At 68.2% G+C, this 24152-nt stretch carries 20 protein-coding genes; 8 read left to right on the forward strand and 12 right to left on the reverse strand.

Annotated elements, in window-relative coordinates; translation table 11 throughout:
* Positions 1–50: 50 nt before the first annotated feature.
* The 3 genes from CSC65_RS07890 to CSC65_RS07900 all read left to right on the forward strand — a co-directional run bounded on the left by CSC65_RS07890 (position 51) and on the right by CSC65_RS07900 (position 3419).
* A complete protein-coding gene (locus CSC65_RS07890; protein WP_162410010.1) occupies positions 51–1364 on the forward strand; it encodes an MFS transporter in 1314 nt (437 codons plus the stop codon).
* A gap of 20 nt (positions 1365–1384) precedes the next feature.
* Complete coding sequence (locus CSC65_RS07895) at positions 1385–2677, forward strand: NAD(P)/FAD-dependent oxidoreductase (protein WP_162410011.1); 1293 nt, start codon at positions 1385–1387, stop codon at positions 2675–2677.
* A 121-nt stretch (positions 2678–2798) separates the two neighbouring features.
* Entirely contained in the window at positions 2799–3419 is a 621-nt protein-coding gene (locus tag CSC65_RS07900; protein WP_162410012.1) for a trimeric intracellular cation channel family protein, read from the forward strand.
* Between the two features lie 166 nt (positions 3420–3585).
* Here CSC65_RS07900 and rpoH read toward each other — a convergent pair whose 3' ends face one another.
* From rpoH to rhlB, 8 genes are all read right to left on the reverse strand, one after another.
* The gene (gene rpoH / locus CSC65_RS07905; RefSeq protein WP_162410013.1) at positions 3586–4464 is read right to left on the reverse strand and encodes an RNA polymerase sigma factor RpoH; all 879 of its coding nucleotides are present in this window, start codon (positions 4462–4464) and stop codon (positions 3586–3588) included.
* 242 nt (positions 4465–4706) lie between these two features.
* Entirely contained in the window at positions 4707–5420 is a 714-nt protein-coding gene (locus CSC65_RS07910) for a pirin family protein (protein WP_162410014.1), read from the reverse strand.
* A complete protein-coding gene (locus tag CSC65_RS07915; RefSeq protein ID WP_162410015.1) occupies positions 5417–5836 on the reverse strand; it encodes a DoxX family protein in 420 nt (139 codons plus the stop codon). The genes CSC65_RS07910 and CSC65_RS07915 overlap by 4 nt, the downstream gene beginning before the upstream one ends.
* Before the next feature lie 271 nt (positions 5837–6107).
* Entirely contained in the window at positions 6108–6830 is a 723-nt protein-coding gene (gene ung / locus CSC65_RS07920) for a uracil-DNA glycosylase (protein ID WP_162410016.1), read from the reverse strand.
* A 4-nt stretch (positions 6831–6834) separates the two neighbouring features.
* Positions 6835–7674, reverse strand: a complete 840-nt coding sequence (locus tag CSC65_RS07925; protein ID WP_162410017.1) for a response regulator — start codon at positions 7672–7674, stop codon at positions 6835–6837.
* Positions 7674–8639 (reverse strand): permease-like cell division protein FtsX, encoded by a 966-nt coding sequence (gene ftsX / locus CSC65_RS07930; RefSeq protein WP_162410018.1) that lies wholly within the window; start codon positions 8637–8639, stop codon positions 7674–7676. The genes CSC65_RS07925 and ftsX overlap by 1 nt, the downstream gene beginning before the upstream one ends.
* A complete protein-coding gene (gene ftsE, locus CSC65_RS07935; RefSeq protein WP_162410019.1) occupies positions 8636–9322 on the reverse strand; it encodes a cell division ATP-binding protein FtsE in 687 nt (228 codons plus the stop codon). Before ftsE ends, ftsX begins: the two co-directional genes overlap by 4 nt.
* Positions 9323–9455: 133 nt before the next feature.
* Positions 9456–11174: an ATP-dependent RNA helicase RhlB gene (gene rhlB / locus CSC65_RS07940; protein WP_162410020.1), complete on the reverse strand. Its 1719-nt coding sequence runs from the start codon at positions 11172–11174 to the stop codon at positions 9456–9458.
* Between the two features lie 207 nt (positions 11175–11381).
* Between rhlB and trxA the strand changes: the two genes are divergently transcribed.
* The 3 genes from trxA to CSC65_RS07955 all read left to right on the forward strand — a co-directional run bounded on the left by trxA (position 11382) and on the right by CSC65_RS07955 (position 13951).
* Entirely contained in the window at positions 11382–11720 is a 339-nt protein-coding gene (gene trxA / locus CSC65_RS07945) for a thioredoxin TrxA (RefSeq protein ID WP_162407554.1), read from the forward strand.
* Between the two features lie 225 nt (positions 11721–11945).
* Positions 11946–13634: a transcription termination factor Rho gene (rho, locus tag CSC65_RS07950; protein WP_162410021.1), complete on the forward strand. Its 1689-nt coding sequence runs from the start codon at positions 11946–11948 to the stop codon at positions 13632–13634.
* A gap of 182 nt (positions 13635–13816) precedes the next feature.
* Positions 13817–13951: an entericidin A/B family lipoprotein gene (locus CSC65_RS07955; RefSeq protein ID WP_162410022.1), complete on the forward strand. Its 135-nt coding sequence runs from the start codon at positions 13817–13819 to the stop codon at positions 13949–13951.
* A gap of 280 nt (positions 13952–14231) precedes the next feature.
* Here CSC65_RS07955 and CSC65_RS07960 read toward each other — a convergent pair whose 3' ends face one another.
* Positions 14232–16271: a winged helix-turn-helix domain-containing protein gene (locus CSC65_RS07960; RefSeq protein ID WP_162410023.1), complete on the reverse strand. Its 2040-nt coding sequence runs from the start codon at positions 16269–16271 to the stop codon at positions 14232–14234.
* Positions 16272–16454: 183 nt separating this feature from the next.
* Here CSC65_RS07960 and CSC65_RS07965 point away from each other — a divergent pair, with 183 nt between their 5' ends.
* A complete protein-coding gene (locus CSC65_RS07965; RefSeq protein WP_162410024.1) occupies positions 16455–17324 on the forward strand; it encodes a DUF2306 domain-containing protein in 870 nt (289 codons plus the stop codon).
* A 93-nt stretch (positions 17325–17417) separates the two neighbouring features.
* Here the strand turns inward: CSC65_RS07965 and CSC65_RS07970 are convergent, their stop codons facing one another.
* From CSC65_RS07970 to CSC65_RS07980, 3 genes are all read right to left on the reverse strand, one after another.
* Positions 17418–18986, reverse strand: a complete 1569-nt coding sequence (locus tag CSC65_RS07970) for a tetratricopeptide repeat-containing sulfotransferase family protein (protein ID WP_162410025.1) — start codon at positions 18984–18986, stop codon at positions 17418–17420.
* A complete protein-coding gene (locus tag CSC65_RS07975; RefSeq protein ID WP_162410026.1) occupies positions 18983–20569 on the reverse strand; it encodes a tetratricopeptide repeat-containing sulfotransferase family protein in 1587 nt (528 codons plus the stop codon). Before CSC65_RS07975 ends, CSC65_RS07970 begins: the two co-directional genes overlap by 4 nt.
* 107 nt (positions 20570–20676) lie before the next feature.
* Positions 20677–23706 carry a TonB-dependent receptor gene (locus CSC65_RS07980; RefSeq protein ID WP_162410027.1) on the reverse strand — a complete coding sequence of 1010 codons (3030 nt, stop codon included), beginning with the start codon at positions 23704–23706 and terminating at the stop codon, positions 20677–20679.
* 129 nt (positions 23707–23835) lie between these two features.
* On the opposite strand from CSC65_RS07980, the gene CSC65_RS07985 reads away from it, so the two are divergent.
* On the forward strand, positions 23836–24081 hold the full coding sequence (locus tag CSC65_RS07985) for a hypothetical protein (protein ID WP_162410028.1): 246 nt from the start codon (positions 23836–23838) through the stop codon (positions 24079–24081).
* The last annotated feature ends 71 nt before the right edge of the window (positions 24082–24152 follow it).

A 24152-nucleotide genomic window follows, 5' to 3' on the forward strand; every position in this document is an offset into this window, starting at 1 on the left:
GCACACCGCCCGGGCTGCGACCGGCATCCTGCCCATGCCAGAATCGCCCCATGGACCCACATCGTGAACTCACGCCGGCCCGGCGCCTGCGCAGCATCTTCAGCGGCTCGGTCGGCAACCTGGTGGAGTGGTACGACTGGTACGTGTACGCGGCGTTCTCGCTCTATTTCGCCGAAGTGTTCTTCCCCGGCGGCGACCGCACCAGCCAGCTGCTGAAGACCGCCGCGATCTTCGCGGTCGGCTTCCTGATGCGACCGCTGGGCGGCTGGCTGCTCGGGCGCTACGCCGACCGGCACGGTCGCCGCGCCGCGCTGCTGCTGTCGGTGTGGATGATGTGCGGCGGCTCGCTGGTGATCGCGCTCACGCCCGGCTACGCCAGCATCGGCGTGTTCGCCCCGCTGCTGCTGGTCCTGGCGCGGCTGCTGCAGGGCCTGTCGGTCGGCGGCGAGTACGGCACCTCGGCCACCTATCTCAGCGAGATGGCCAGCCGCGAACATCGTGGGTTCTGGTCAAGCTTCCAGTACGTGACCCTGGTGATGGGCCACCTGCTGGCGCTTGCGGTGCTGCTGGTGCTGCAACAGGTCCTGGATGCGGACCAGCTGCGCGAATGGGGCTGGCGCATCCCCTTCGCGATCGGCGCGCTGGCGGCGCTGGTGGCGCTGTGGCTGCGGCGGACCATGGCCGAAACCGAATCGTTCGTGCGCAGCGAAGCGGACACCTCGGCCGCGCACCAGCAGCGGCAGGGCACGATGCGTGCCTTGCTGCGGCATCCGCGCGCGCTGCTCACTGTCGTCGGACTCACCATGGGCGGCACGCTGGCGTTCTACACGTACACCACGTACGTGCACAAATTCCTGGTCAACAGCGCCGGCCTGTCGAGCCAGGCGGCTGCGCTGGTCAACGCGTCCACGCTGTTCGTGTTCATGCTGCTGCAGCCGCTGGTGGGCGCGCTCTCCGACCGGATCGGGCGGCGCCCGGTGCTGATCGCCTTCGGCGTGCTCGGTACGCTGCTGACGGTGCCGATCCTGAGCCGGCTGCAAGAAGTGGGCAGCGCGACTCAGGCGTTCTGGCTGGTGCTGCTGGCCCTGGTCGTGCTCAGCGGCTACACCGCGATCAACGCGGTGGTGAAGGCCGAGCTGTTCCCGGTCGAGGTACGCGCGCTCGGCGTGGGCCTGCCGTACGCGCTGACCGTGGCGCTGTTCGGCGGCACTGCCGAGTACGTGGCGCTGTGGTTCAAGCGCGCCGGCATGGAGAGCGGCTTCTACTGGTACGTCACCGCGTGCATCGCAATCTCGCTGGTGGTGTACGTGCTGATGCCCGATACGCGTCGGCATTCGCGCATCGACATGGACCACGCACGCTGATCCCCTGACGAAGGAACCGCATGGACCACACGCCCGCCTCCCCGCCCCACCTGCTCGTGATCGGCGGCGGCTTCGCCGGCCTCTGGGCTACGCGCGCGCTGGCGAAATCGCCGCTGCGGATCACCCTGCTCGATCGCAGCAACCACCACCTGTTCCAGCCGCTGCTCTACCAGGTCGCCACCGCCGGCCTGTCGGCGCCCGACATCGCCGCACCGCTGCGGCACATCCTGCGCAGGCAGCGCAATGTCGAAGTGCGACTGGGCGAAGCCACTTCCATCGATCCGACCGCCCGGCAGGTGGCGCTGGCGGACGGCAGCGTGCTCGGGTTCGATTACCTGCTGCTGGCCAGCGGTGCCACGCACGCCTACTTCGGCCACGACGAATGGGCCGCGCACGCGCCGGGCCTGAAATCGCTCGACGACGCGCTGCACCTGCGCCGCAAGCTGCTGTTGGCCTTCGAGCGCGCGGAAGCCTGCGAGGATCCGGCCGAACGCACGGCCTGGCTCAGCTTCGCTGTCGTCGGCGGCGGTCCTACCGGCGTGGAGCTGGCCGGCACCCTGGCCGAGATCGCGCGCCACACGCTGAAGGACGAGTTCCGCCGGATCGATCCGGCCAGCGCGCGCGTGCGCCTGGTCGAGGCCGGGCCGCGCGTGCTGGCGTCGTTTCCAGAGGAGTTGTCTGACAAGGCGCGGCGGCAGCTTGAACGCCTCGGCGTGGAAGTCTCGACCGGCGTGCCGGTGACCGCGATCGACGACGGTGGTTATCGCCTGGGTGAGGAGTACGTGCCCGCGCGCACCGTGGTCTGGGCGGCAGGCGTGGCGGCTTCTCCGCTGGCGCGTTCGCTGGGCGTACCGCTGGACCGCGCCGGCCGTGTATCCGTCGAGGCGGACCTGAGCGTGCCCGGGCATCCGCACGTCTTCGTCGCCGGCGATCTGGCCGCGGTACAGCGCGCGGACGGACCGCCGGTGCCGGGCGTGGCGCCGGCGGCCAAGCAGATGGGACGGCACGTGGCGGCATCGCTCCGGGCACGGCTGGCGGGTGCGCCGGCCCGTCCGTTCCGTTACCGCGACTTCGGCAACCTGGCGACCATCGGCCGCATGGCCGCGGTGGTCGACGTGCACGGCTTCAAGCTCTCGGGGCTGCTCGCATGGTGGTTCTGGCTGGCGGCGCACGTATTCTTCCTGATTGGCTTCCGCAACCGGCTGGTGGTGCTGCTCAACTGGGCCTGGGCCTACTGGAGCTACCAGCGCGCGGCGCGGATCATCCTCGGGGGCCGGAGGGAGGGTGAGCCCTCGGGTGACGCCCCGGGGTAGGCGACGCGCTCGCCGCCCACCTCGCCACATCCTCGCGGCGAGCCGCTCTGTGGCCCGGGCTGAATGACAATCGGCGCCGGCGCTGCGATCCTTTCCCCGTCATCCAGCGAACGCGACGGCCGTGTCCTTCCTCTTGCTCGTATTCGACCTGCTCGGCACGTTCGTGTTCGCGCTCAGCGGCGCCACCCTGGCGGTGCGCCAGCGGCTGGACCTGTTCGGCGTGCTGGTGCTGTCCTGCGCGGCGGCGGTCTCCGGTGGCATCGCGCGCGACGTGCTGATCGGTGCGCAACCGCCCGCGGCACTGGCCGACTGGCGCTACCTGGCGGTCGCCATGCTGGCCGGCGTGGCCACCTTCTACTGGAGCGCCGTGATCGAGCGCCTGCGCAACCCGGTGCAGCTGTTCGATGCGGCCGGGCTGGCGCTGTTCGCCGTGCTGGGTACGAGCAAGGCCTTGGCCTTCGGGCTTTCCCCCTTCGCCGCGACCCTGCTCGGGATGATGAGCGGCATCGGCGGCGGCATCGCCCGCGACCTGCTGGTCGCGCGCACGCCGGTGGTCCTGCAGGCCGAGCTGTACGCGGTCGCCGCGCTGCTCGGCAGTGGCGTGGTCGCGCTCGCGCACGTCACCGGCTTGCCGCAGTACCCGGCAATGGCGGCCGGTGCGCTGGCCTGCTTCGGCTTGCGCTACATGGCAATCCGCCACGGCTGGCACCTGCCGGTGGCGCGGGTGCCAGAAGAGCCCTGAAACTCCACCGCTTCTCCGCGCGTATCGGCGCGCATGCACTGCTGACGCGTTCGACACGGGTGGCACTTTCATCCGGCCGGCCGCACCGCATCGGATGCATCCTCCCCAACGCAAACGGCCCGGGCTTGTGGCCCGGGCCGTTGCACTTTCTGGTTGACGCGACCGCTCAGGCGGCGAGCAGCGCCTTCATCTTCTTCATCGCGTTCGCCTCGATCTGGCGGATGCGTTCGGCCGACACGCCGTATTCGTCGGCCAGCTCCTGCAGCGTGACCTTGCTGTCGGCATCGAGCCAGCGGCGGGCGATGATGTCGCGCGAGCGTGCATCCAGCGCCGCCAGGCCTTCGCGCAGCAGCTGCAGCTGGTTGTCCTCGCTGTCGGCACGCTCGTAGGCCTGCGACGGATCTTCCTCTGCGGCCCGCAGGTAGGCGGCCGGCGACGGCGGCGCGTGTTCGTTGTCCTCGTCGGCCGGCGCGTCGAAGCCGACGTCGCGACCCGACAGGCGCGCTTCCATCTCCAGCACTTCGCGCTCGGAGACATTGAGGTCCCGGGCCACGGCGCTGACCTCGGCCGCGTTCATCCAGCCCAGGCGGGTCTTGGCCTTGCGCAGGTTGAAGAACAGCTTGCGCTGGGCCTTGGTCGTGGCGACCTTCACGATGCGCCAGTTCTTGAGGATGAACTCGTGCATCTCGGCACGGATCCAGTGCACGGCGAAGCTCACCAGGCGCACGCCCATGTCCGGGTCGAAGCGCTTGACCGCCTTCATCAGGCCGATGTTGCCTTCTTGGATCAGGTCGCCCAGCTGCAGGCCGTAACCGCTGTAGCCACGGGCCACGTGCACCACGAAGCGCAGGTGCGAATGCACGAGCTCACGGGCGGCGTCCAGGTCTTCGCCCTCGCGGAAGCGGCGTGACAGGGACTGCTCGTCCTCGACGCTCAGCACCGGGATCTGGTGCACCGCGCCGATATAGGCATCCAGCGACCCCAGCGGGCTGGGGATCGGGAGGTTGTTGGGAACGAGACTGGTGGAGCGCAGGGTCTGGGTCATGGCAGTCATCTTAGCAATCGGGAGATTGGACTGCTAACGCCGGACATGGTTCCCAGCATTGCATCCGTGCAACAACAAAAGTGCCCTCAAGCACTTTTTAAATCAATCACTTGCGACGCACGAACTGAACGCAAACCTAGCAGCGGAACGCGATCGTGCCGCACCGGCCACTACAGGGGTGTGAGGCCGGGATGACAGGTTCTCAAGGGGGCCGCGACCCCGGGTCGCGGCCCTTCCGGGCCTCAGTGGCGGGCCAGCTCGGGCAGGTCGAACACCAGTACCTCGGCGCCCTGCCCGGCCTCGATCCGCACCTGGGCCTCGTCCCGGTACAGCAGCGCGTCGCCGGCGACCAGCACGCGGCCATTGACCGTGGCGGTGCCGCGGACCAGGTGCACGTAGGCCAGGCGCCCCGGTTCGATGGCCAGGGTCTCGGCCTCCTGGCCCTCGAACAGCCCCGCGTACATCCGCGCGTCCTGGTGGATGCTCACCGAACCGTCGGCGCCGTCCGGACTGACCACCAGCCGCAGGCGGCCGCGCTTCTCGCTGTCGTCAAAGCGTTTCTGCTCGTAGCCGGGGGCGATCCCGGTGCGCTCGGGGAGGATCCAGATCTGCAGGAAATGCGTCGTGCCGGTGCTGTCGTAGTTGAATTCGGAGTGGGTCACGCCGGTGCCGGCGCTCATGCGCTGCACCTCGCCCGGGGTGATGGTTTCGATGTTGCCCATCGAATCCTTGTGGCCCAGCGCGCCTTCCAGCACGTAGCTGATGATTTCCATGTCGCGGTGACCATGGGTGCCGAAGCCCTGGCCGGCGGCCACGCGGTCCTCGTTGATCACCCGCAGCGGGCCCCAGTGCACGTGGTCCGCATCGAAGTATTCGGCGAAGGAGAAGCTGTGCCAGGAATCGAGCCAGCCGTGGTTGGCATGGCCGCGCTCGGCAGCGGGACGCAGGGTGATCACAGGGCACCTCCGGTGCTGAGGGTGGGAATGGACTGCTGGCGGTCGCGACGCCAGGCATCGACGCTGAAGGCGCCGGCGCCATTGGCGGCCAGCATCAGGAAGCCGCCGCCCAGGGCGACATTCTTCATCAGGTGGATGAACTGGTTCTGGTCGCCCAGGTCGGCATGGAACAGCACGCCAGCCGCCAGCGAGAACAAGGCCAGGGTGAGCGCGGTGCTGCGGGTGAAGACGCCAGCGATTACGGCCAGGCCGCCGCCGATTTCCAGCGCGATCACCAGCGGCAGCAGCGCGCCGGGCACGCCCATCGCCTCCATGTACTGCTGGGTGCCGGCGTAGGCGTCCAGCTTGCTCCAGCCGGAGACGACAAAGATCAGGGACAGGCCGATGCGGCCCAACAGCGCAAAAAGGTGGTTCATGGTGGCCTCAAGGGACGCCGGGCGGATGCGCGGAATGCGGATCGGGTAAGCCCTGCGATTGGCCGACAGGATGAACCTGCACAATTATGGAATAAACAAGCTATCCATCCATTGATTGTTCCATAAATGCGACTAAAGCGTACGTCCGCATCCCGTGACCCATGGCTGGCATCGTCGCTATCGGTAATGAGGGGTCGATCGGACTGCGTAGGCCGGACGACGCCGGATCCCGGCGGACCCCGGCCCGACCATCCGCGCGGCTACGGCCGCCCTATCCCGCCGCCAGCAGCGCCTCGACCTCGGCCCGCCGCGGCAGCGACCAGTCGATAGGCGCCTGCCCGCGCCGGGCCAGGTACTCGTTGGCGGCAGCGAAGTGCCCGCAGCCGAGAAAGCCGCGGTGCGCGGACAGCGGCGACGGATGCGGTGCCTTCAGCACCCGGTGCCGGCGTGGATCGATCACCTTGCCCTTGGCCTGGGCATAGCTGCCCCACAGCATGAACACCAGACCTTCGCGCTCGCTGGCCAGGGCTTCGATGGCGTGGTCGGTAAAGCCCTCCCAGCCCTTGCCCTGGTGCGCGCCGGCACGGCCGTCCTCCACGGTCAGCACCGCATTGAGCAGCAGCACGCCCTGCCGTGCCCACGGCAGCAGGCAGCCATGGTCCGGCCTGGGGATGCCGAGTTCCTGCTCGATCTCCTTGAAGATGTTGACCAGCGACGGTGGCACCGGCACGCCCGGCAGCACCGAAAAGCACAGCCCATGCGCCTGGCCCGGGCCGTGGTAGGGGTCCTGGCCCAGGATCACGACTTTCACCGCGTCGAAAGGAGTGGCATCGAAGGCGGCGAAGATCTGCGGGCCCGGCGGATACACGCGGGCCCCGGCGGCCTTGCGCTCGCGCAGGAAGTCCGACAACGCCTGCATCTCCGGCCGCGACAGCCAGTCACCGAGGCGCGCCTTCCACGAAGGCTCGAGCCGGACGCGATCCGCGCCGGTCACGGGATCAGTTCGAACGGCTGCCGTCCAGTCGCGCCACGCGCAGCTGGAACAGCACCTTGGTCACCAGCAGCCGTTCCTCGATGGGCTTCTGCACCAGGTCGTTGGCGCCGGCCTTGAGCAGCTCGGACTGGTTGTGCCGGTTGCTGTCGCCGGTCATCACCAGCACCGGCAGGCGGCGCTTGCCGTAGGCGAAGTCGATACGGACCCGCTCGACCACGTCGCGCCCGCTCAGCTCGCCCTTCAGGGTCACGTCGGTCAGGATCAGGTCGATCCGGTCCGGAAGGCGACCCAGCGATTCGGCAGTCAGCAGCCCGAACGCCTCCTCGGCGGTGATCACGTGGATGACCTTGAGCTGCTGGCGCTCGAGCATGCGCTTGGTCGCCTCGGCGACAACCCGGCTGTCCTCGATGTACAGCACCGTGGCGCCGACGATCGGTTGCGGCTGCACGTAGCCGCGGATGAATTCGGCGAGCGCGTCGTGGCCCAGCGACTTGTCGAAATAATCGGTGACGAACTCGGTGAAGCGGCGCTCGACCAGGTGCTGCTGCGCGTCGCCGGACACCACGATCACCGGCACGTAAGCCTGCCCGGCCGCCTCGCGCACGCTGCGGGCCAGTTCCAGGCCGTCGCCGTCAGGCAGCGAAAGCGCGGTGGTGACCAGGTCGACCGAGCCGGCTTCCAGGGCCGCACGCGCCTCGGCGATGCTCGCGCAGCCGACCACCTGCACGCCCGGCAGTTCGCGCGCGAGCACGTCGGCAATGAGCTTGCGCACCAGCTTGGAGCCGTCGGCGACCATCACCCGCGGCGCTTCGCTGATCAGGTGCTTGAGTTCTTGGGCGGCCATCAGGTCTCCGTGGGCCGGGTCTGGCGCAGGAAGTGTCCGGTTACCGCCCGGGCCCCCAGCCACCCCAGCAGGACAGTCGCCAGCAATACCACTGCCGAGTGCAGCGCATCCAGACCCTTGAGTGCGAACTGGCTCCCATAGCTGGCACTGAGGGCGGCCAGCGGCTCGCGCAGCGCCCATCCGGCGGCGGCGATCAGGCCCAGCGCGAGCACTCCGGCGCCGAACCCGTACCACACCCCCAGGTAGAGGAACGGGCGGCGGATGAAGCCGTCGCTGGCGCCGAGCAGCTGCAGCACGCCGATCTCCTCGCGCCGCGACTGGATGTCCAGTCGCACCGTGTTGCCGACCACCAGCAGCGCCCCCAGGCCCAGCACGACCGAAAGCACCTGGACCACGCGCTGGCCGAAGCCCAGCCAGTTGTCCAGGCGTTGCCGCCAGACCGCATCGTGCTGGACCAGGTCGGCCTGGGGCAGCGCCTCGAGGGTGGCCGCCAGGCGTGTATCGCCGCTGCTGTCGTCGCCCTTCGGGGTCACGATCAGCAGTGTCGGCAGCGGATTCTCGCCAAGCGCATCCAGGGCCTCGCCCAGCCCGCTGCTTTCGCGGAACCCGGCGACTGCCTGTTCGGGCGTGCGGATTTCCACCGCGGCCACGTCGCCACGGTCGCGCAGCGTTCCGGCGAGCTTCGTCGCGGCGCCCGCATCCACGTCCACCTTGAGGAACACGTTGATCTCGCGCGACTGCTGCACGCTGCCGGCGAAATGACGAAGGTTGTCCATCACGATCGACAGGCCCAGCGGCAGCGCCAGCGCTACCCCCATTACCGCGATCGTCAGCAGCGTGGCCCACGGCTTGCGCAGCACGCGGCCGAGGCTGAAGGCCAGGCCATGCAGGTGCTGGTCGAACCAGACCCTCGGGCGCGATGGCGACGCCGGTGCGGGAACCGCTTTCGTCGTGCCCGCGCTCATTCGGCCAGGTCCTGTGGCGAGATGTCGTCGACCAGGCGGCCATGGTCCAGCACCAGCACGCGCCGCCGCATGCGCCGCAGCAGCGGCAGGTCGTGGCTGACTACCAGTACGCTGGTGCCGCGCTCGGGCAAGCCCGCGAACAGCTCCATGATTTCGGCCGACAGGGTCGGGTCGAGGTTGCCGGTGGGTTCGTCGGCCACCAGCAGTCGCGGCTCGGCGATGATCGCCCGGGCAATGCCCACGCGCTGCTGCTCGCCGGCGGACAGCTGCGACGGCAGTGCCTTCTCGCGATGGCCCAGGCCCATGCGCTCGAGGACCGAACGCACCCGCTTGCCAATCTCGGCGCGACGGGTGCCGCGCAGGATCAGCGGCAGGGCGACGTTCTCGCCGATCGTGCGGTCGGTGAGCAGGCGATGGTCCTGGTAGACCACGCCGACGTCGCGCCGGTGCAGGGCCACCTTGCCGCCGCGGGTGCGTTGCAGGTTGCGATCGCCGAACAGCACGGCGCCGCGGCTGGGCCGCTCGGACAGGTGGATAAGCTTGAGCAGCGTGCTCTTGCCCGCTCCGGAATGTCCGGTGACGAACAGCATCTCGCCTTCGGCCACGTCGAAACTGACATCGACCAGCGCCTGGTGGCCGCCGGGATATTGCTTGCTGACGTTCTCGAATCGCAGGACGCTCATGCGGCGATTATGTCGGAGCGCCTTCCTGCGCGACAGGGGCTGCTCCCTGCGAACCGGTTCCCCGCAGGCATGCGTGCGCTGCAGGGACCGGAAAGGCCGGCGGTATCAAGGCCGGCCTCCATGGTGGCGCGGATCAGCCGCCCGGTACGAACGAGCGCAGCTTGCGGCCGATGCGGGTCAGGAACGAATCCTTCTTGCCGGCAGGCGCGGCAACCGGCGCCTGGTGCGTGGCAGGTACCTGCGACGGTGCGGTGTCCGCTCCGCCGGCAGGCGCTACGCCATCGACCGGCTTGCCATTGCGCCGGCGACGGCGCTTGCGCGGACCACGATCGCCTTCGGCCTGCGCCTCGCCTGCCGGCCTGGCGCCCTGGGGCGAGCGCGGCGGACGCGTGTCGGCGGCCGGTTGCGGACTCTCGCCGGCCGCGCCGCTGGCCACTACCGCTTCCCCGGTGGAGACCGCGGCCGCCGGCTTGCGACGTGGCTTGCGCTCGCCTTCGCGACGCTCGCCGCCACCGCGGCTGCCACCCGGGCCGCCACGCGAAGAAGGACGCCCGCCACCACGACGCTCCTCGTCGGCGGCGCGCTGCTCGCGTGCCTCGCGGAAGATCGAGCCGATGCTCTCGTTCTCCTCGCCCGCGTCCTCGCCTTCGACCCGCTCGCGCGGTGCCCGCGGAAGCGGGGTCATCAGTTCGCGGGTCACCGGCTCGGTCGGGATCTTCTGCTCGATATAGGCCTCGATGTCCGGCAGGCCCATCGCATAGCGCTCGCAGGCGAAGCTGATCGCGTCACCCTCGGCGCCCAGGCGCGCGGTGCGGCCGATGCGGTGGACATAGTCCTCCGCGTCGAACGGCAGGTCGTAGTTGTAGACGTGGCTGACACCGTCGATGTGCAGGCCGCGCGCGGCCACGTCGGTGGCGACCAGGATTTCAAGCTGGCCCTTCTGGAAGCGGTTGAGCAGGCTCTCGCGCTTCTTCTGCGGGACATCGCCCGACAGCACGCCGACCCGGTAGCCGCCGCGCTCCAGCGCACGCGCGACGCGCTCGACGAACGCCTTGGTGTTGACGAACACCATGGTCCGCGCGCCCTCGCTGCGCGACAGCAGGCCCAGCAGCAGCGGCACCTTCTCGTCGTCGGCGGGGAAATACATCTTCTGGCGCACGCGCGCGGCAGTGATGAACTCGGTTTCCACGACGAGCTTTTCCGGCTCGTTCATGTGCTCATACGCCAGCTCCAGCACGCGATGGCTGAGGGTGGCCGAGAACAGCAGGGTCTGGCGCTCGGTGCGGATCGGCATCCGCCGCAGCAGGAATCGGATGTCCTTGATGAAGCCCAGGTCGAACATCCGGTCGGCTTCGTCCAGCACGCAGATCTCGCAGGCGTGCAGCGACACGACCTTGTGCTGCTTCACGTAGTCGATCAGCCGGCCCGGGGTGGCGATGATCACGTCCACGCCCTTCTGCAGCAGCTCGCGCTGCTTGTCGTAGTCCACGCCGCCGTAGACCAGGGCGAAGCGCAGCCCCAGTTCGTCGCCGAACTTGACCGCGTCCTTGTGGATCTGGATCGCCAGTTCGCGGGTCGGCGCGAGGATCAGCGCGCGCGGATCCTCGGGCTTGCGTTCGGCCAGCGCGGGCCGCGTCAGCAGACGGTTCATCACCGCGACCAGGAACGCGAGCGTCTTGCCCGTGCCTGTCTGCGCCTGTCCGGCGACGTCGCGGCCGGGCAACGCGACCGGCAGGGTCAGCGCCTGGATCGGAGTGCAACGGGTGAAACCTGCGGCTTCCAGTCCCGCAAGCAGCGAGGGGTGCAGGTCGAAAGAGGAAAAAGCTACATCGGTCAGCGGTTTGTCGCTCATCATCCAGTCTTCATGAGGCCGGCACACTGCGTGGCGCGCGGCGGTCTTGCATCGGTTTCCAGTGCGACGCACACTGCGCCGCGGCGTCGCATCACGCGGGCGTCGGGGGGCGATTGGCCCCTTGACTTCTCCGCGGAACGCCCCAGTTTAACCTAAAGGCGCCATCCGGCCTGCCGGGCCGGCGCCGGCAATCCACGGAGATACCAAGTGAACGACAAGGTGATGCACGTCGGCGACGCCGATTTCGACAGCGCCGTGCTGCAGTCCCAGGAACCGGTCCTGGTCGATTTCTGGGCCGAATGGTGCGGTCCGTGCAAGATGATTTCGCCGATCGTCGATGAACTGGCCCAGGCCTACGATGGCCGGATGAAAGTGGCCAAGGTCAATATCGACCAGAACCGCGCGACCGCGATCAAGTACCACGTCCGCTCGATCCCGATGCTGCTGCTGTTCAAGGATGGCCAGATCCAGGCCACCCAGGTCGGCGCCGTCGGCAAGGGCCAGCTGACCCAGATGATCGACAAGACCCTCGGCGCCGCGGCCTGAGTGGTCGGGCGGGGGCGCCGGAACGGCCCTCCCGCCTGCGCTGAACCCTGACCTGAACCCTCGCGGCGGCCTGCTTGCCGGCGCCCCGCGAGCGGTGTTAGTGTCTCCAAGACCGGCCACAGATCCGTGGTCGCGTCCTGTCCGGGGCTATCGCCGGACCACCCATCCCACCAGGATCCAACGCCCGCACCGGGCGCTCGCGCCTACCAGCGAGGAATCGCAATCTTGTCCGAGAACACCCTGCCTGAAACGCCCGGGAGCGATGACGCACCCGCCGAGAAGCGTGCACGCAAGCGCGTGAGCAAGCCGGCCGACGCCGGCGCCAGCGAGGTTGCCGCTGCACCGCCGCCCGCCGCTCCGGCCCCGCCACCGCCCCAGGCTCCCCAGGCCTCCGCCCCGTCCGGCGGCGACGCCCCGTCAACCCATGCGCCAGGCGACAACGCCGGCGGCCAGCATGGCCAGAACAACCCGCAGCACGGCGGCGATGAAGCCCGCGAGGGCGGCCGCAACAACCGCCGCGACCGCTTCCGCAACCGCCGCGACCGCGATCGCAACCGCCCGCGCGACGACGGCGGCATGCAGGACGACAACAACAACAACCAGATGCCGCATCCGCCGCGACCGCATCCGAGCGTGCCCGAAGGCTTCCCGCAGTATTCGCTGGGCGACCTGAAGCGGATGCCGGCGCACAAGCTGATGGAGATCGCAGAGCAGCTGCAGATCCACGAAGGCGTGGCCCGTGCCCGCAAGCAGGACGTGATCTTCGCCCTGCTCAAGGTGCTGACCCGCCATGGCGAAGGCGTGGCCGCCGACGGCGTGCTGGAAATCCTGCCCGACGGCTTCGGCTTCCTGCGCGCGGCCGAGGCCAGCTACCTGGCCGGCCCGGATGACACCTACATCTCGCCCAGCCAGATCCGCCGCTTCAACCTGCGCACGGGCGACCACCTGAGTGGCCGCATCCGCTGGCCCAAGGACGGCGAGCGCTACTTCGCCCTGTCGGTGGTCGACACCATCAACGGCGAGCCGCTGGAAGCGTCCAAGAACAAGAACCTGTTCGAGAACCTCACGCCCCTGTTCCCGCGCAAGCGCTTCCGCCTGGAACGCGGCGACGGTTCGACCGAGGACATCACCGGCCGCATCCTCGACCTGATGGCGCCGCAGGGCAAAGGCCAGCGCGCGCTGATCGTCTCCCAGCCCAAGGCGGGCAAGACGATGATGATGCAGCAGATCGCCACGGCGATCACGACCAACCACCCCGACGTGCACCTGATCGTGCTGCTGATCGACGAGCGCCCGGAAGAAGTGACCGAAATGCAGCGCACCGTGCGCGGCGAGGTCATCTCCTCCACCTTCGACGAGCCGGCCGCGCGCCACGTGCAGGTCGCCGAGATGGTGATCGAGCGGGCCAAGCGCCTGGTCGAGCACAAGAAGGACGTGGTCATCCTGCTCGATTCGATCACCCGCCTGGCGCGCGCCTACAACAACGTCGTGCCCAGCTCCGGCAAGGTGCTGACCGGCGGCGTGGACGCCAACGCGCTGCACCGCCCGAAGCGTTTCTTCGGCGCGGCGCGCAACGTGGAGGAAGGCGGCTCGCTGTCGATCATTGCCACGGCGCTGATCGACACCGGCAGCAAGATGGACGAGGTGATCTACGAGGAGTTCAAGGGCACCGGCAACTCCGAGGTGCACCTGTCGCGTCGCATCTCCGAGAAGCGCGTGTTCCCGGCCATCGACATCAACCGCTCCGGCACCCGCCGCGAAGACCTGCTGATCGAGCCGGAACTGCTGCAGAAGATCTGGATCCTGCGCAAGCTGCTGCACCCGATGGACGAGATCGGCGCGATGGAGTTCATGCTCGACAAGATGAAGAACACCAAGTCCAACGACGAGTTCTTCAGCTCGATGAAGCGCTGAGCCCCGCAACGGCCATCCGGAGAAAAGCCCCGCATCGCGGGGCTTTTTTTGCCCGCCGGATGCCGCGCCACGCTCGTGAACTGCGGCTGGCGTCACGCCCTGCCGGCGGTCTCCATGGTCGCGACGGACGGCCCGGCATGCGATCCTTGCGCCATGACCGACCTCGTCTCCAGGAGAGACATATGAAGCGTTCCGTTGCCCTGTTGCTGCTCGCCATGTTCTCGCTCGCCACGCTCTCAGCCTGCAACACCATGGAAGGCCTGGGCAAGGACGTGAAGAAGCTCGGCCAGAAGGTCGAGGAGAAGGCCAGCAACTGAGGGGGCGGGACCGCCCGATCACGCATGACGAAGGCCGGCCTGCCGGCCTTCTTTTTTATTCCCGGACGCAATCCCGGTGCGGCACCCGACCGTCGTACGCGCCGCAACGGTTTCAGCTGCCCGCTGCCGGCGGCGTAACCCGGCACAACCTGCCCGGGTCGTCACTCGCTGGATGCACCCTTTCGCAGCCGGGATCCGGGGGCGGATCACACGCCCTAGCGCTGGGCCACGGTCCGGACTGGCAAGGATGTCCAGGGCACTGCCGCCCCTGCCTGCCCACTCACCGGCACTGGAAGTCGTCTTCGCCCAGCGGACCGCAGCCGTCACCCCAACGACCGGTCTGCCGCCAGTAGTCGACCACGCCGGTTTCCGCCAGCAGCTTCTTGAAGTCCGGATGCGCGCGCACGTTCGAATACGGCGCGTTCCAGAGCGCGACATACGGCGGCGGCGCCATGGCGCCTTGCTGGAATCCTTCCCAGCCGGCCAGGTCCCGGCGCATCGCGGCCACGGCCAGGTCGGCATCGCCCAGCGCGTCGGCCACGCTGGTCCACAGGTAGGCGACACCACTGCCACCGCCGTAGGCCTCGTCCGCCAGTGCCCTGCGCACCAGGGCGAGCATCGCCTCGCGGTCGTCCAGCACCGCCCCCAGGTCGCGGAAGAACGGCGTGTCGAACTCGCGCCCCTGCCGCAGCAGGCGCGAATGCAGTTCACGCAGGTCTTCCTGCGCACCGGGCCGCTTGCCCGCCAGCTGGCGGAACAAGGCCAGGGAATCCGGCGACAGCTGGCTGCCCTCCAGGGCGCGGGCGCGCCGGTACTCGGCCTCGGCATCCTCGTAGCGACGCGCGGCGGTGTAGTCGTACTGCAGGTCGCGCGACAGGTACAACGCCATGGGCTCGACCGCACGCACCTGCTCGACCAGTGCGATGGACTCTTCCAGGTGGCCCATCGCGTAGATCATGTAGGCGTAGTCCCAGACCCGCTCCTTGGTCGGCGGCCCGGAATCCACGACCTGCCTGGCCAGGTCGATGGCTTCGGCACGCTTGCCCCCGCTCCACAGCGCATTGGCGCGAACCAGCTTGCCGACCCAGCTGTCCGGTGCGATGCGTGCGATCTCCGTGCGAACCTGGAGCGCCTCGTCCCGCAGCGGCCCGCCGCGCGCATCGCCCAGCTCCAGCGCCATGGAGTCCAGCGAACGCGCCAGCAGGTCCCGGCACAGGATGCATTGCGGGTCCAGCGCCACCATCTCGCGCGCCAGCTGCAGGCGTTCGCGATCGTGCTCGAAGTCCAGCTGCCCGCGCATCACGATGCTGCGCCAGCGCAGCAACCGGTCGTAGGCGTCCACGCTGGTGGTGCCGCCCTGTTCCCGATTGAAACGGGCCACGTCCAGCTTCACGCTCAGCGCCTGCGCCACGTCGTGCGCGATTTCCTCCTGCACCGCGAAGACATCGCGCAGTTCTCGCGCGTAGGTCTTCGACCACAGGTGGGTGCCGTCATCGGCGCGCACCAGCTGCGCGGTGACGCGGAGCTGGTCTCCATCGCGGCGGACGCTGCCTTCCAGCAGGTGGTCGACCCCCAGCTTGCGGCCGATGGAGCGCAGGTCCTCGCTCCTTCCCTTGAAGGAGAAACTGGACGTGCGCCCCACCACCCGCAGCGACTGCGACCGGGCAAGCTGGTTGAGGATGTCCTCGGCCAGGCCGTCGGCGAGGTATTCCTGGTCGCGGGCGCGGGAAAGATCGGCGAACGGCAGCACGGCCAGTGACGGCTCTCCGGCGGCCGAAACCCTTGCCTCCGCTGGCGGCTGGATTCGCCCTTCCCTTCCTGCCAGCCAGGCCGCCGCGACCGCCAGCAGCAACACGACGAAGGCCAGGATGGGCCAGGCGCGTCGCGGTGGCGGTTGCGTGGCCGCCGCCGACATTCCCGACATCCCGTTCGCCGCAGTGGCCGCAGTGGCCGCAGGCGCGTCGACCTCGCTTCCTGCCGCTGCAGCGGAGACCGGCTCCGCGACGGGCAGGTCGAAGCGGTAGCCGATCCCGTACACCGTGTGCAGCAGGCGCGGATGCATCGCATCTTCGCCGAGCGCATGGCGCAGCAGGCTCACGATCCGGTTCAGCACGCCCTGGGTGACGTGACGATGGCCCCAGACCGTGTCCAGGATTTCGTCGCGGGTGAATACCCGGCCGGGCGAGCCGGCCAGCAATGCGAGTACGGCGAACGCCTTGGGTTCCAACGCAAGCGTTTCGCTGTCGCGCACCAGGCGGCGGCCGGAGAAGTCGATGACCAGGCCGTCCAGGACGAGGTTGCTTGGAACAGGCTGCGACATACGCCCCCGGCGATCGTTCCCCTCCATCGAGTATAGGCGCGCTAGGCCATCGCCTAAGCCTGCCCCAAGCTTTCCCGCCCGGCCTGCGCCAAGCCTGCGACTGCCCTCAGGACTGCGTCGCGCGGCGACGCGAAGCTGGTAACGCCGGCACGATCCGGCGCCCGCCACGAAGGGATGGATGCCATGAACGAGCAGAGCAGGCTGGCCCTGGGCCAGCCCCGGTCGCGGCCGGCGACAGCCGACCAGGAGCCGCTGCATTGGCTCGGCCGGTTCTTCTACGGGGCGACCGTGCTGGGACTGGGGACGTTCGGCATCTACATCGTGCTGCGCGCCACCGGCGCCACGCACCGCAACTTCGAGCAGTGGCACGAGCTGGTGGCGGGCCTGCCGATGCCGAGCGCGTCGGACTGGATCGCCAATATCGGCATCGGCCTGCATTTCGTCATGGGCACGATCCTGGTGCTGGCCTGGCCGATCCTGCTTTCGGCCCGGATCCGCGCGCGCCATCGCGCCGTGCACCGCTGGACGGGCCGGGTCTATGTGACCGCAGGCTTCCTCGCCGGGGTCGGCGGCATGTCGTTCATCCTCACCCGCGGCGCGTATGCGCCGGCCGCGTCGATCGCGTTCGCCATATGGGGATCAGTACTGGCTTCAAGCGCCGTCATGGCCTACGTCCACGCCCGGGCGAAGCGATTCGACCTGCACCGGGCATGGGCCATCCGCCTGTTCGCGATGGTGCTGGGCTCGTGGGTGTTCGACCTCGAGATCCGCGCATGGAACGACCTCACCGGCGGCATCGGCGTGGGCAAGGGCAACACCTTCGGCCTGTTCGACTACGGGATCCTGTACCTGTTCTTTGTCCCAAACCTGCTGGTCGCCGAGTTCTTCATCCGCAACCAGCACAAGCGGCTCGCGCTCCCACGCACCCTGCGATGGCCGCTGGTGGCCGCGCTCGGCGCGATGGGCGTGGTTTTCGCCTATGCGATCGTCATGGTCAGCGCGACCGCGAGCGGGAAGTTCGGCAAGCACCTGCTGCAGGCCGTGGTGGGCTGACGGGATCTATCCGCACACTCAGGCTGGATCGACCCGCCATCGGCACCATGGCCTGCTGGCGTTCCGATCCGCGATGGCCTCACACATCGTCCCTCAGGGCGCGTGCAGCCTTTCGATCATCGGCGTGAGCCAGCGTTCGTAGGGTGCCCACTTGGGCTGCTCGCGCACCTGGATTCCGTCGCGCACCTGCACCGCGCTGGCGGTGACCACCGCACGTCCCGAGCCCGGAAGGAGCATCGCCGCGTCGTACGGGATTCCACAGAACGCCGCGACCCGCTGCATCTCGCCCGCGGGATCGCGGGTGAGGCGACCGTAGTCCACCTCGAGGATGCGGTCGGGATGGCGGCTGCGCCACTGCGCCATCAGCGACGCCTGCAGGCGATGGTAGTCGGCCAGTTCGATCGGGTCGTAGCTGTAGGCATTGGCCTCGGAGAACAGCTCGCGCAGGTTGGAGAAGCAGGTTTCGACCGGATCGCGGACCATGTGCAGGATGCGCGCCTGCGGCAAGGCCTCGAGGATGAAACCGACGTTGAGGAAGTTGGACGGGAGCTTGTCGACGAAGCAGCGCGCCGGCCCGAGCCGCCACTCCAGGCCATCCAGGTAGCGTTGCCCTGCCTGGGCCAGGTCCGCATCGCCTGCACGCTGGACCACGACGGGATCGATCACGCCCTTGCAATGATGGTCGGTCGCATGGCGCATGGCGCTGGTGAAATCGTAGAGCTCGCCCAGTCCCTGCACATCCGCATGGCGGTCGAGCAACTGCTCCAGCAGCGTGGTTCCGGAGCGGTGCATGCCGACGATGAAGACCGGACAGCGCCCGGTCGCCGCATCCGGCGTCCCCGCACTCTCTCTTTTCGGGCGGAAGCGCGCGAGCGCGCCGAACAACACGGTACTCGACGCGGTGTCGTACACCAGTCTCGAGCGCTTGGCGCGGCAGGCCAGCACCAGCGCCTGCCATGCCTCTTCGGGTTGCCCGAGATCGTCCAGTTCCTTGTGCAGGGCGAAACCCAGCAACGCCACGTCCTCGGGCTTGCGCCCCGGCCGTGCCAGTTCGCGCCGGATCGCATCGACATGGTTCCGCCCGGCGGTCTGGCGGCCGATCCAGGCCTGCAGCCAGTAGCCCTGCGCGATCTCCGGCGCGCGCCGCAGCGCCCGCTGCAGGTCATCACCGGCTTCGTCGAATCGGCCCAGGTAGGTCAGCACCTGGGCGCGCGACAGCAGCGTGGGCGGGAAATCGGGATCGGCGCGGCGCGCTTCGTCCAGGAACCCGATGGCCCGGTCCGGAAGGTTCGCGTAGCTCAGCTGCGCAGCCACGGCGATCAGCAAGGGGATCGGCATGCGCGACATCGGCAGCAGCCGTTCGATGCAGGCCAGCATCGCCTGCATCTGGTTGAAGGTGCGCAGCCGCGGCAGCAACTCCATCAGCAATGCCGGATCGCTGGCGCCGCTGCGCGCCGACGCCAGCGCATGCTCCTGCGCCAGGCGGTAGTGCCCCGCCAGCGAATGCACGTAGGACAGCTGGACCAGGGTGTAGGCGTCGCCGGGGACCCGGTCCAGCGCCTGCTGGTAGGCGGCGATCGCACCCTGCCAATCCTGGCCCGACGCGCGCTGCTCGGCAGTCGAAAGCAGCGTCCACAGCTCGGGCGGCGCGGGAAACGTCATGCGTGCTCGCCCAGCATTTCGCGCAAGGGCTGCAGCTGCGCCTCGTAGCGACGCCACGCGCCGACCGCACGCTGGTGCACGCCTTCGCGGACCTGGCTGCTGCTGGCGGTGGAGACGGGCGCGGTGTTGCCCGCGATGTCATGCAGGCTGGCGTGCGCTGGCAGGTCGAGGAACGGCAACAACGAGGCGGCCACCGAAGCTGGATCGCGTACCAGCGCTTCGTAGTCAACCACGCGGACCGACTCCGGAGCGACGCGCGCCCAATGCGCCGTCCAGCGCCGCACGTTGCGACAGTGACCGGCCAGGTCTTCCAGCGCGTAGCTGTAGGCGTAGGCGCCCCCCTGGAACAGCTCCTTGAGGTTGGAAAAGCAGGCGTCCATCGGCTCGCGGCGCAGGACGAGCACGCGCGCCCGTGGCAGCGCGCGCAGGATCGCCGGGATGCAGAACAGGTTGAGCGGATTCTTGTCGACCAGGTGGCTGACGGACGGCGCGTCGCGACGCACACGTCGCAGGTAGCGCTCGCCCACGTCCGCGCGCGCGGCCATTTCCATCAACTCCGGCACGCCGCTGCGCAATGCGGGATGGAAGAAGTGTCCGCTCGCCTCGGAAATGGCCGCGGCCAGGTCGTTGCGTTCGCCCAGCGAATGCACCTGTGGATGGTTGCCGAGGACGCGGTCCAGCAAGGTGGTGCCGGTGCGAGGCATGCCGACCACGAATACCGGGCGCGGCCCGGTTGCGTCGCCGGATCCGGGCGGCGCCACAGGGGCATCCATCAGGGTCTCGAGCATCTCGGCTTCGAGGCGCGCGCAGAAGGCATCGCGGCGGTGCATGAGGGCCGCGCCGCTCGACAGGGCGTCCCACGCCGCGGCGGTGTCGCCGGCGTCATCATGCTCGCGGAACCGGGCATAGAGCAGGTGCGCGCGGGCGGCGTCATCACTGGCGTCCTGCAACGCACGCTGCAGCCGTGGCAGGCGCGACAGCGGCGGATTCGCGCGCGAATGCGTTGCCAGCGCCCAGTGTGCGTCGGCCATTCCCGGCGACAGGGCGAGGCAGGCCTCGTAGTGGCGTTCGGCGGCCGGCATGTCACCCAGGTAGCGCAGCACGTTGGCGCGGGTGAAGTGCAACAGCGGATGCGGCGTGGTCAACGGCTCGATCGCGTCGAGCAGGCGCAATGCGTCGGCGTAGCGGCCGGACAGCCACAGGTGCTGGGCCAGCGTCGGCGAATGCCGGATCACCTCCGGGTCGCGCCAGTCCGCGGACAGGATCAGCGAAGCGACTTCGCCTTCCTCGGCGAAGTCCAGCAACCGGCCGCTGACATAGCCGATATTGCGCACGCCGATGCCACGGCGGACGGCCTCGGCCGCATGCAGCGCATGGGCGCGCGCCGGTCCGTAGCGGTCGGCGAACTGCTCCAGTCGGGACATGCGCAAACGCGCCGGAACGTGGTCCGGCTCCTGGGCCAGGATCGACGCATACAAGGGCTGGGCCTGTTGCCACGCAGCGGCCGCCTCCAGCCGCTGGGCCGCCTGCCAGGATTCGGTGACCGACTGCATGGCGCCCATCTGGATTGGATGACCAAGCATAGCCGCCTCCATGGGCGATCGCGCGGCACCGGGCGCTATACCAACAAAAAAAAGGCCGCCTTGCGGCGGCCTGGAGAGTAAGTACCGCTAAGTGGTTCTTTTCTGGATCAGAAGTCGTACTGGACCATGAAGCGGACGGAGCGCGGCGCCTGGAAGCTGCGCGGCACCAGGTAGGTGTTGAGCGGCACGCCCGTGGTGCCGTCCTCGGCCACTTCGGTGACCGACGTGACCTTCTGGCTGTCGAACACGTTGAACACGTCGATCTTGAACGCCAGGCCGCTCGCCCACTTCGGGAAATAGGCGATGTTGAGGTCGATCGAGTTGGTCCAGGGAAGGCGCCCGGCGGTACCGCGCGGCACCGGCTCGGACGGACCGTTGACGCCGCCAGCCTCGGTGGTGCCGCAACGGAAGAACGAAGCGCCGTACGGATGGATGCCGCCGTGGTACGGGTACAGCACGCCGAGGCAGTTGATCGGACGGCCGGATTGCACCAGCAGGTTGCCACCCGCCGACCACTCGTCGTTGATCTGGTAGTTGCCGAACACCTTCAGGCTGTGGCGGCGGTCGTTGGGCAGGTAGCCGTATGAATCGACGGCCAGTTCCTTGTAGTCGAAGTCCTGGGTGACGCTGGTATCGGACTGGCCGATGTCCGACTTCACGCCGCCCTCGGTGTTGCCCTTGTTCCAGGCCATCGTGTACGACGCGCTGGCGAACCACTTGTCCCAGCTGCCGTCCCAGAACAGCTCCAGCGCCTCGTAGCTGCGCTTGGCCGGCGGAGACAGCAGTTCGCCCGGGATGGTGTACTCGGTCATCACGCCGTTGTTCTCGATGTCGGTCACGAAGACCGAATCGGCGCCCGGGTTGAACATGCGGCAGTACGGGAAGCCGCTGCTCGGCAGGACCGGATCCAGGCCATCTGCCACGGCCATGTCGAAGATCGGCGTGTAGTCGCAGTTGTCGTCGATGGCCGCCTTCAGCTTGCGGTAGGTGCCCTTCACGCCGACGGACTGGTGCTCGGTCAGCTGGTACTGGGTGCCCAGGATGTACTCGTCCTGGTACATCGGATCCAGGTTCTTCGAGGCGATGGTCGCCGCGTTCTTCGGCTCGCCGAATTCGCCGTTGATGTAGCTCAGCGCAGCGCGCGGCGTCAGCCCGATCGGTGCGCCGGTCACAGGGTCGACGCCGGTGAAGTTGAAGTTCTGGCGGGTGAACAGCGAGGCGCTGGCGCCGCGCACGGCCACGCTGGAGGTCAGCGGCAGCGCGTAGCGACCCGCGGTGCCGTAGACCTTCCAGCTGGAGTCGCCGTTGACGTCCCAGGAGAAGCCCAGGCGCGGGGCGAACTGGTTCTCGATCTTGACGTAGGCATCGCCTTCGCCGTTGAAGTTCTCGAAGGTGTCCCAGCGCAGGCCGATATAGGCCTGGAAGGTGTCGGTCACCTGCCAGTTGTCCTCGAGGTAGTAGGCGTGCTGCTCGACTCGCACCGTCGAGCCCTGGTTGACGATCTGCTCACGGACGATGTCGAACTCGTCGCCGGTATTGGCCAGCCCGTCCGGGCCGTTGTTGGTCGAATAGCGCCAGATGCGGCCGCCCTCGAGCGACGTGCCGGCCACCGACTCGAAGTCGTCGGTGTCGTAGCCGAAGCCGACGCGGTGGTCGCCGATCTCCCAGTCGAAGTCCAGGCGGAACTGGTCGCGGGTGTCCTTGGAGTCGACACGGTCGATCGAAGTGCCGGTGATGTTGCACGAGCTGGAGTAGGCACCGGTGATCGCCTGGCGATAGCCGGGACGGATATCCGTGATGACCGGGCAACCGGTCGCCGGCTGGTTGAGGTCGCCACCGTATTCCACTTGCTGTCCGTCCGCCGTGACCAGGCGCCGCGAGCGGGAGTAGTCGCTGGTGCCGTACAGCGCGGACACCGTGAAAGCCTCGGTGAGGTAGCCGGTGTAGCGGAAGACGTAGTTCTCGCCGCCCGACTCGGCGTATGAGGTGCCCACGAGGTTGCCGCGATCCAGCTCGCCCACCGTGTTGAGGTAGGTCTTGGTGGTGGTGGTGCGCTTGTCCGACAGGCCGGTGAATTCGAGGTGGTGGTCGTCGGTGATGTTCCAGTCCAGCTTGACCAGCCAGGTGGGATCGCCCTTCTCCGACTCATCGGTATTCGTGCGCGAAAGCACCGTACCCCAGTCCTCCCGGTCGACCTTGCTGTAGGTCAGGACGCCATAGGCGAACAGCTTGTCCTTGACCAGCGCGCCGCCGGCCCACACCGCAGCCTGCATCCCGCCCAGCGTGTCGTTGGAGTTGTCCTGCCGCAGCTTGCCCAGGTCGCCGGGCACCAGCGGGTTGGAGTAGTACGTGTTTGCCACCTCCGAACGCAGCGAATCGGGCGACCAGAAGATGTTGCCGCCGGCCTGGAAGTCGTTGGTGCCGCGCTTGGTCACCTGGTTGACCACGCCACCGAGCGAGCGGCCGAACTCCGATCCGTAGCCACCGGTCATGGTCTGCTGTTCAGCGATCGCCTCGAACGGCACCTGGGCGAAGTTCAGGCTGCGGTACGAGTTGGTGATGTTGAAGCCGTTGACGTAGTACTGGTTCTCGGCGACCGAGGAGCCGCCGAACGAGGCCAGGTTGCCGAAGGCTGTGTCGCCACGGACCGTGCCGGGCGCCAGCAGCGCGACCGAGGTCGCATCGCGCAATACGGGGATCTTGGCCATCTGCTCGGCGGTGAGGATGCTGGTGGAAGCGACCGAGGACACGTCGATCGGGTTGACCGCGCGCGTACCCACCACGGTTACCCCATCCAGTTGAGTGGTGCCGCCGCCCGCCGCGAAGTTGACCGGCGTACCGGTACCCACGCTGACGGTGACGTCGCGCACCGCGGTGCTGCCATCGGCGCGCTTGAGGGTGACGCGGTAGCTGCCGGGCTGGATCGAAGGCACCCGGTATCCGCCATCGGCACCGACCACGAGCTCGCGCCGGAAGCCGGTGGCCGGATTCTCGATGACGACCGTTTCGCCGGACGCCGCCTGGCCGAACAACGCACCGGTGGCCTGCTGCGCATGTACTGCCGAGGTGAAGCACAAACCCAGCGCCACGGTCAGCGCGCTGCGCCGCAAGTTGCGGTTCAGAGATGAGCGTTTCATGTTTTCCCCGAATAAGAAGTGGCCCGGAAGGGCGTTCCAGACCGTGACTTATGGCAGGGGTCATGGTCAATAGTCAGGGAAGGTTCACGTTACATATTTGTTTAAACCGTGACTTAAGTCACGAATTTAATGAAAATGTACGCCTTGATTAACAAAAACCAAACGATTCAAGCCATTCATCTGAGATCAAGAGGAATGAGCCCTTATGATTTTTGGGAATTACAGGCCCGGAACCAGACCATTCCGGACGCAACGGTATGGAAAAGCGCGGTGGTGTGGCATCCCGGCATCGATGGCGACGGTGCGCATCGCGGTACTGACGGGCTGCCCATCCAGTGCTCGGCCTGGCAGCGCATCTTCGCCACCCAGGCCTGATCGCTGGTTCGAACGCCGCCGCACACCCCGAGGAGGAGCCTCCGTTAGCGCGCCGCGGGCCACGGGTGCGG

This window comes from Pseudoxanthomonas daejeonensis, assembly GCF_010093205.1.
In the GTDB taxonomy this organism is placed as follows: domain Bacteria; phylum Pseudomonadota; class Gammaproteobacteria; order Xanthomonadales; family Xanthomonadaceae; genus Pseudoxanthomonas; species Pseudoxanthomonas daejeonensis.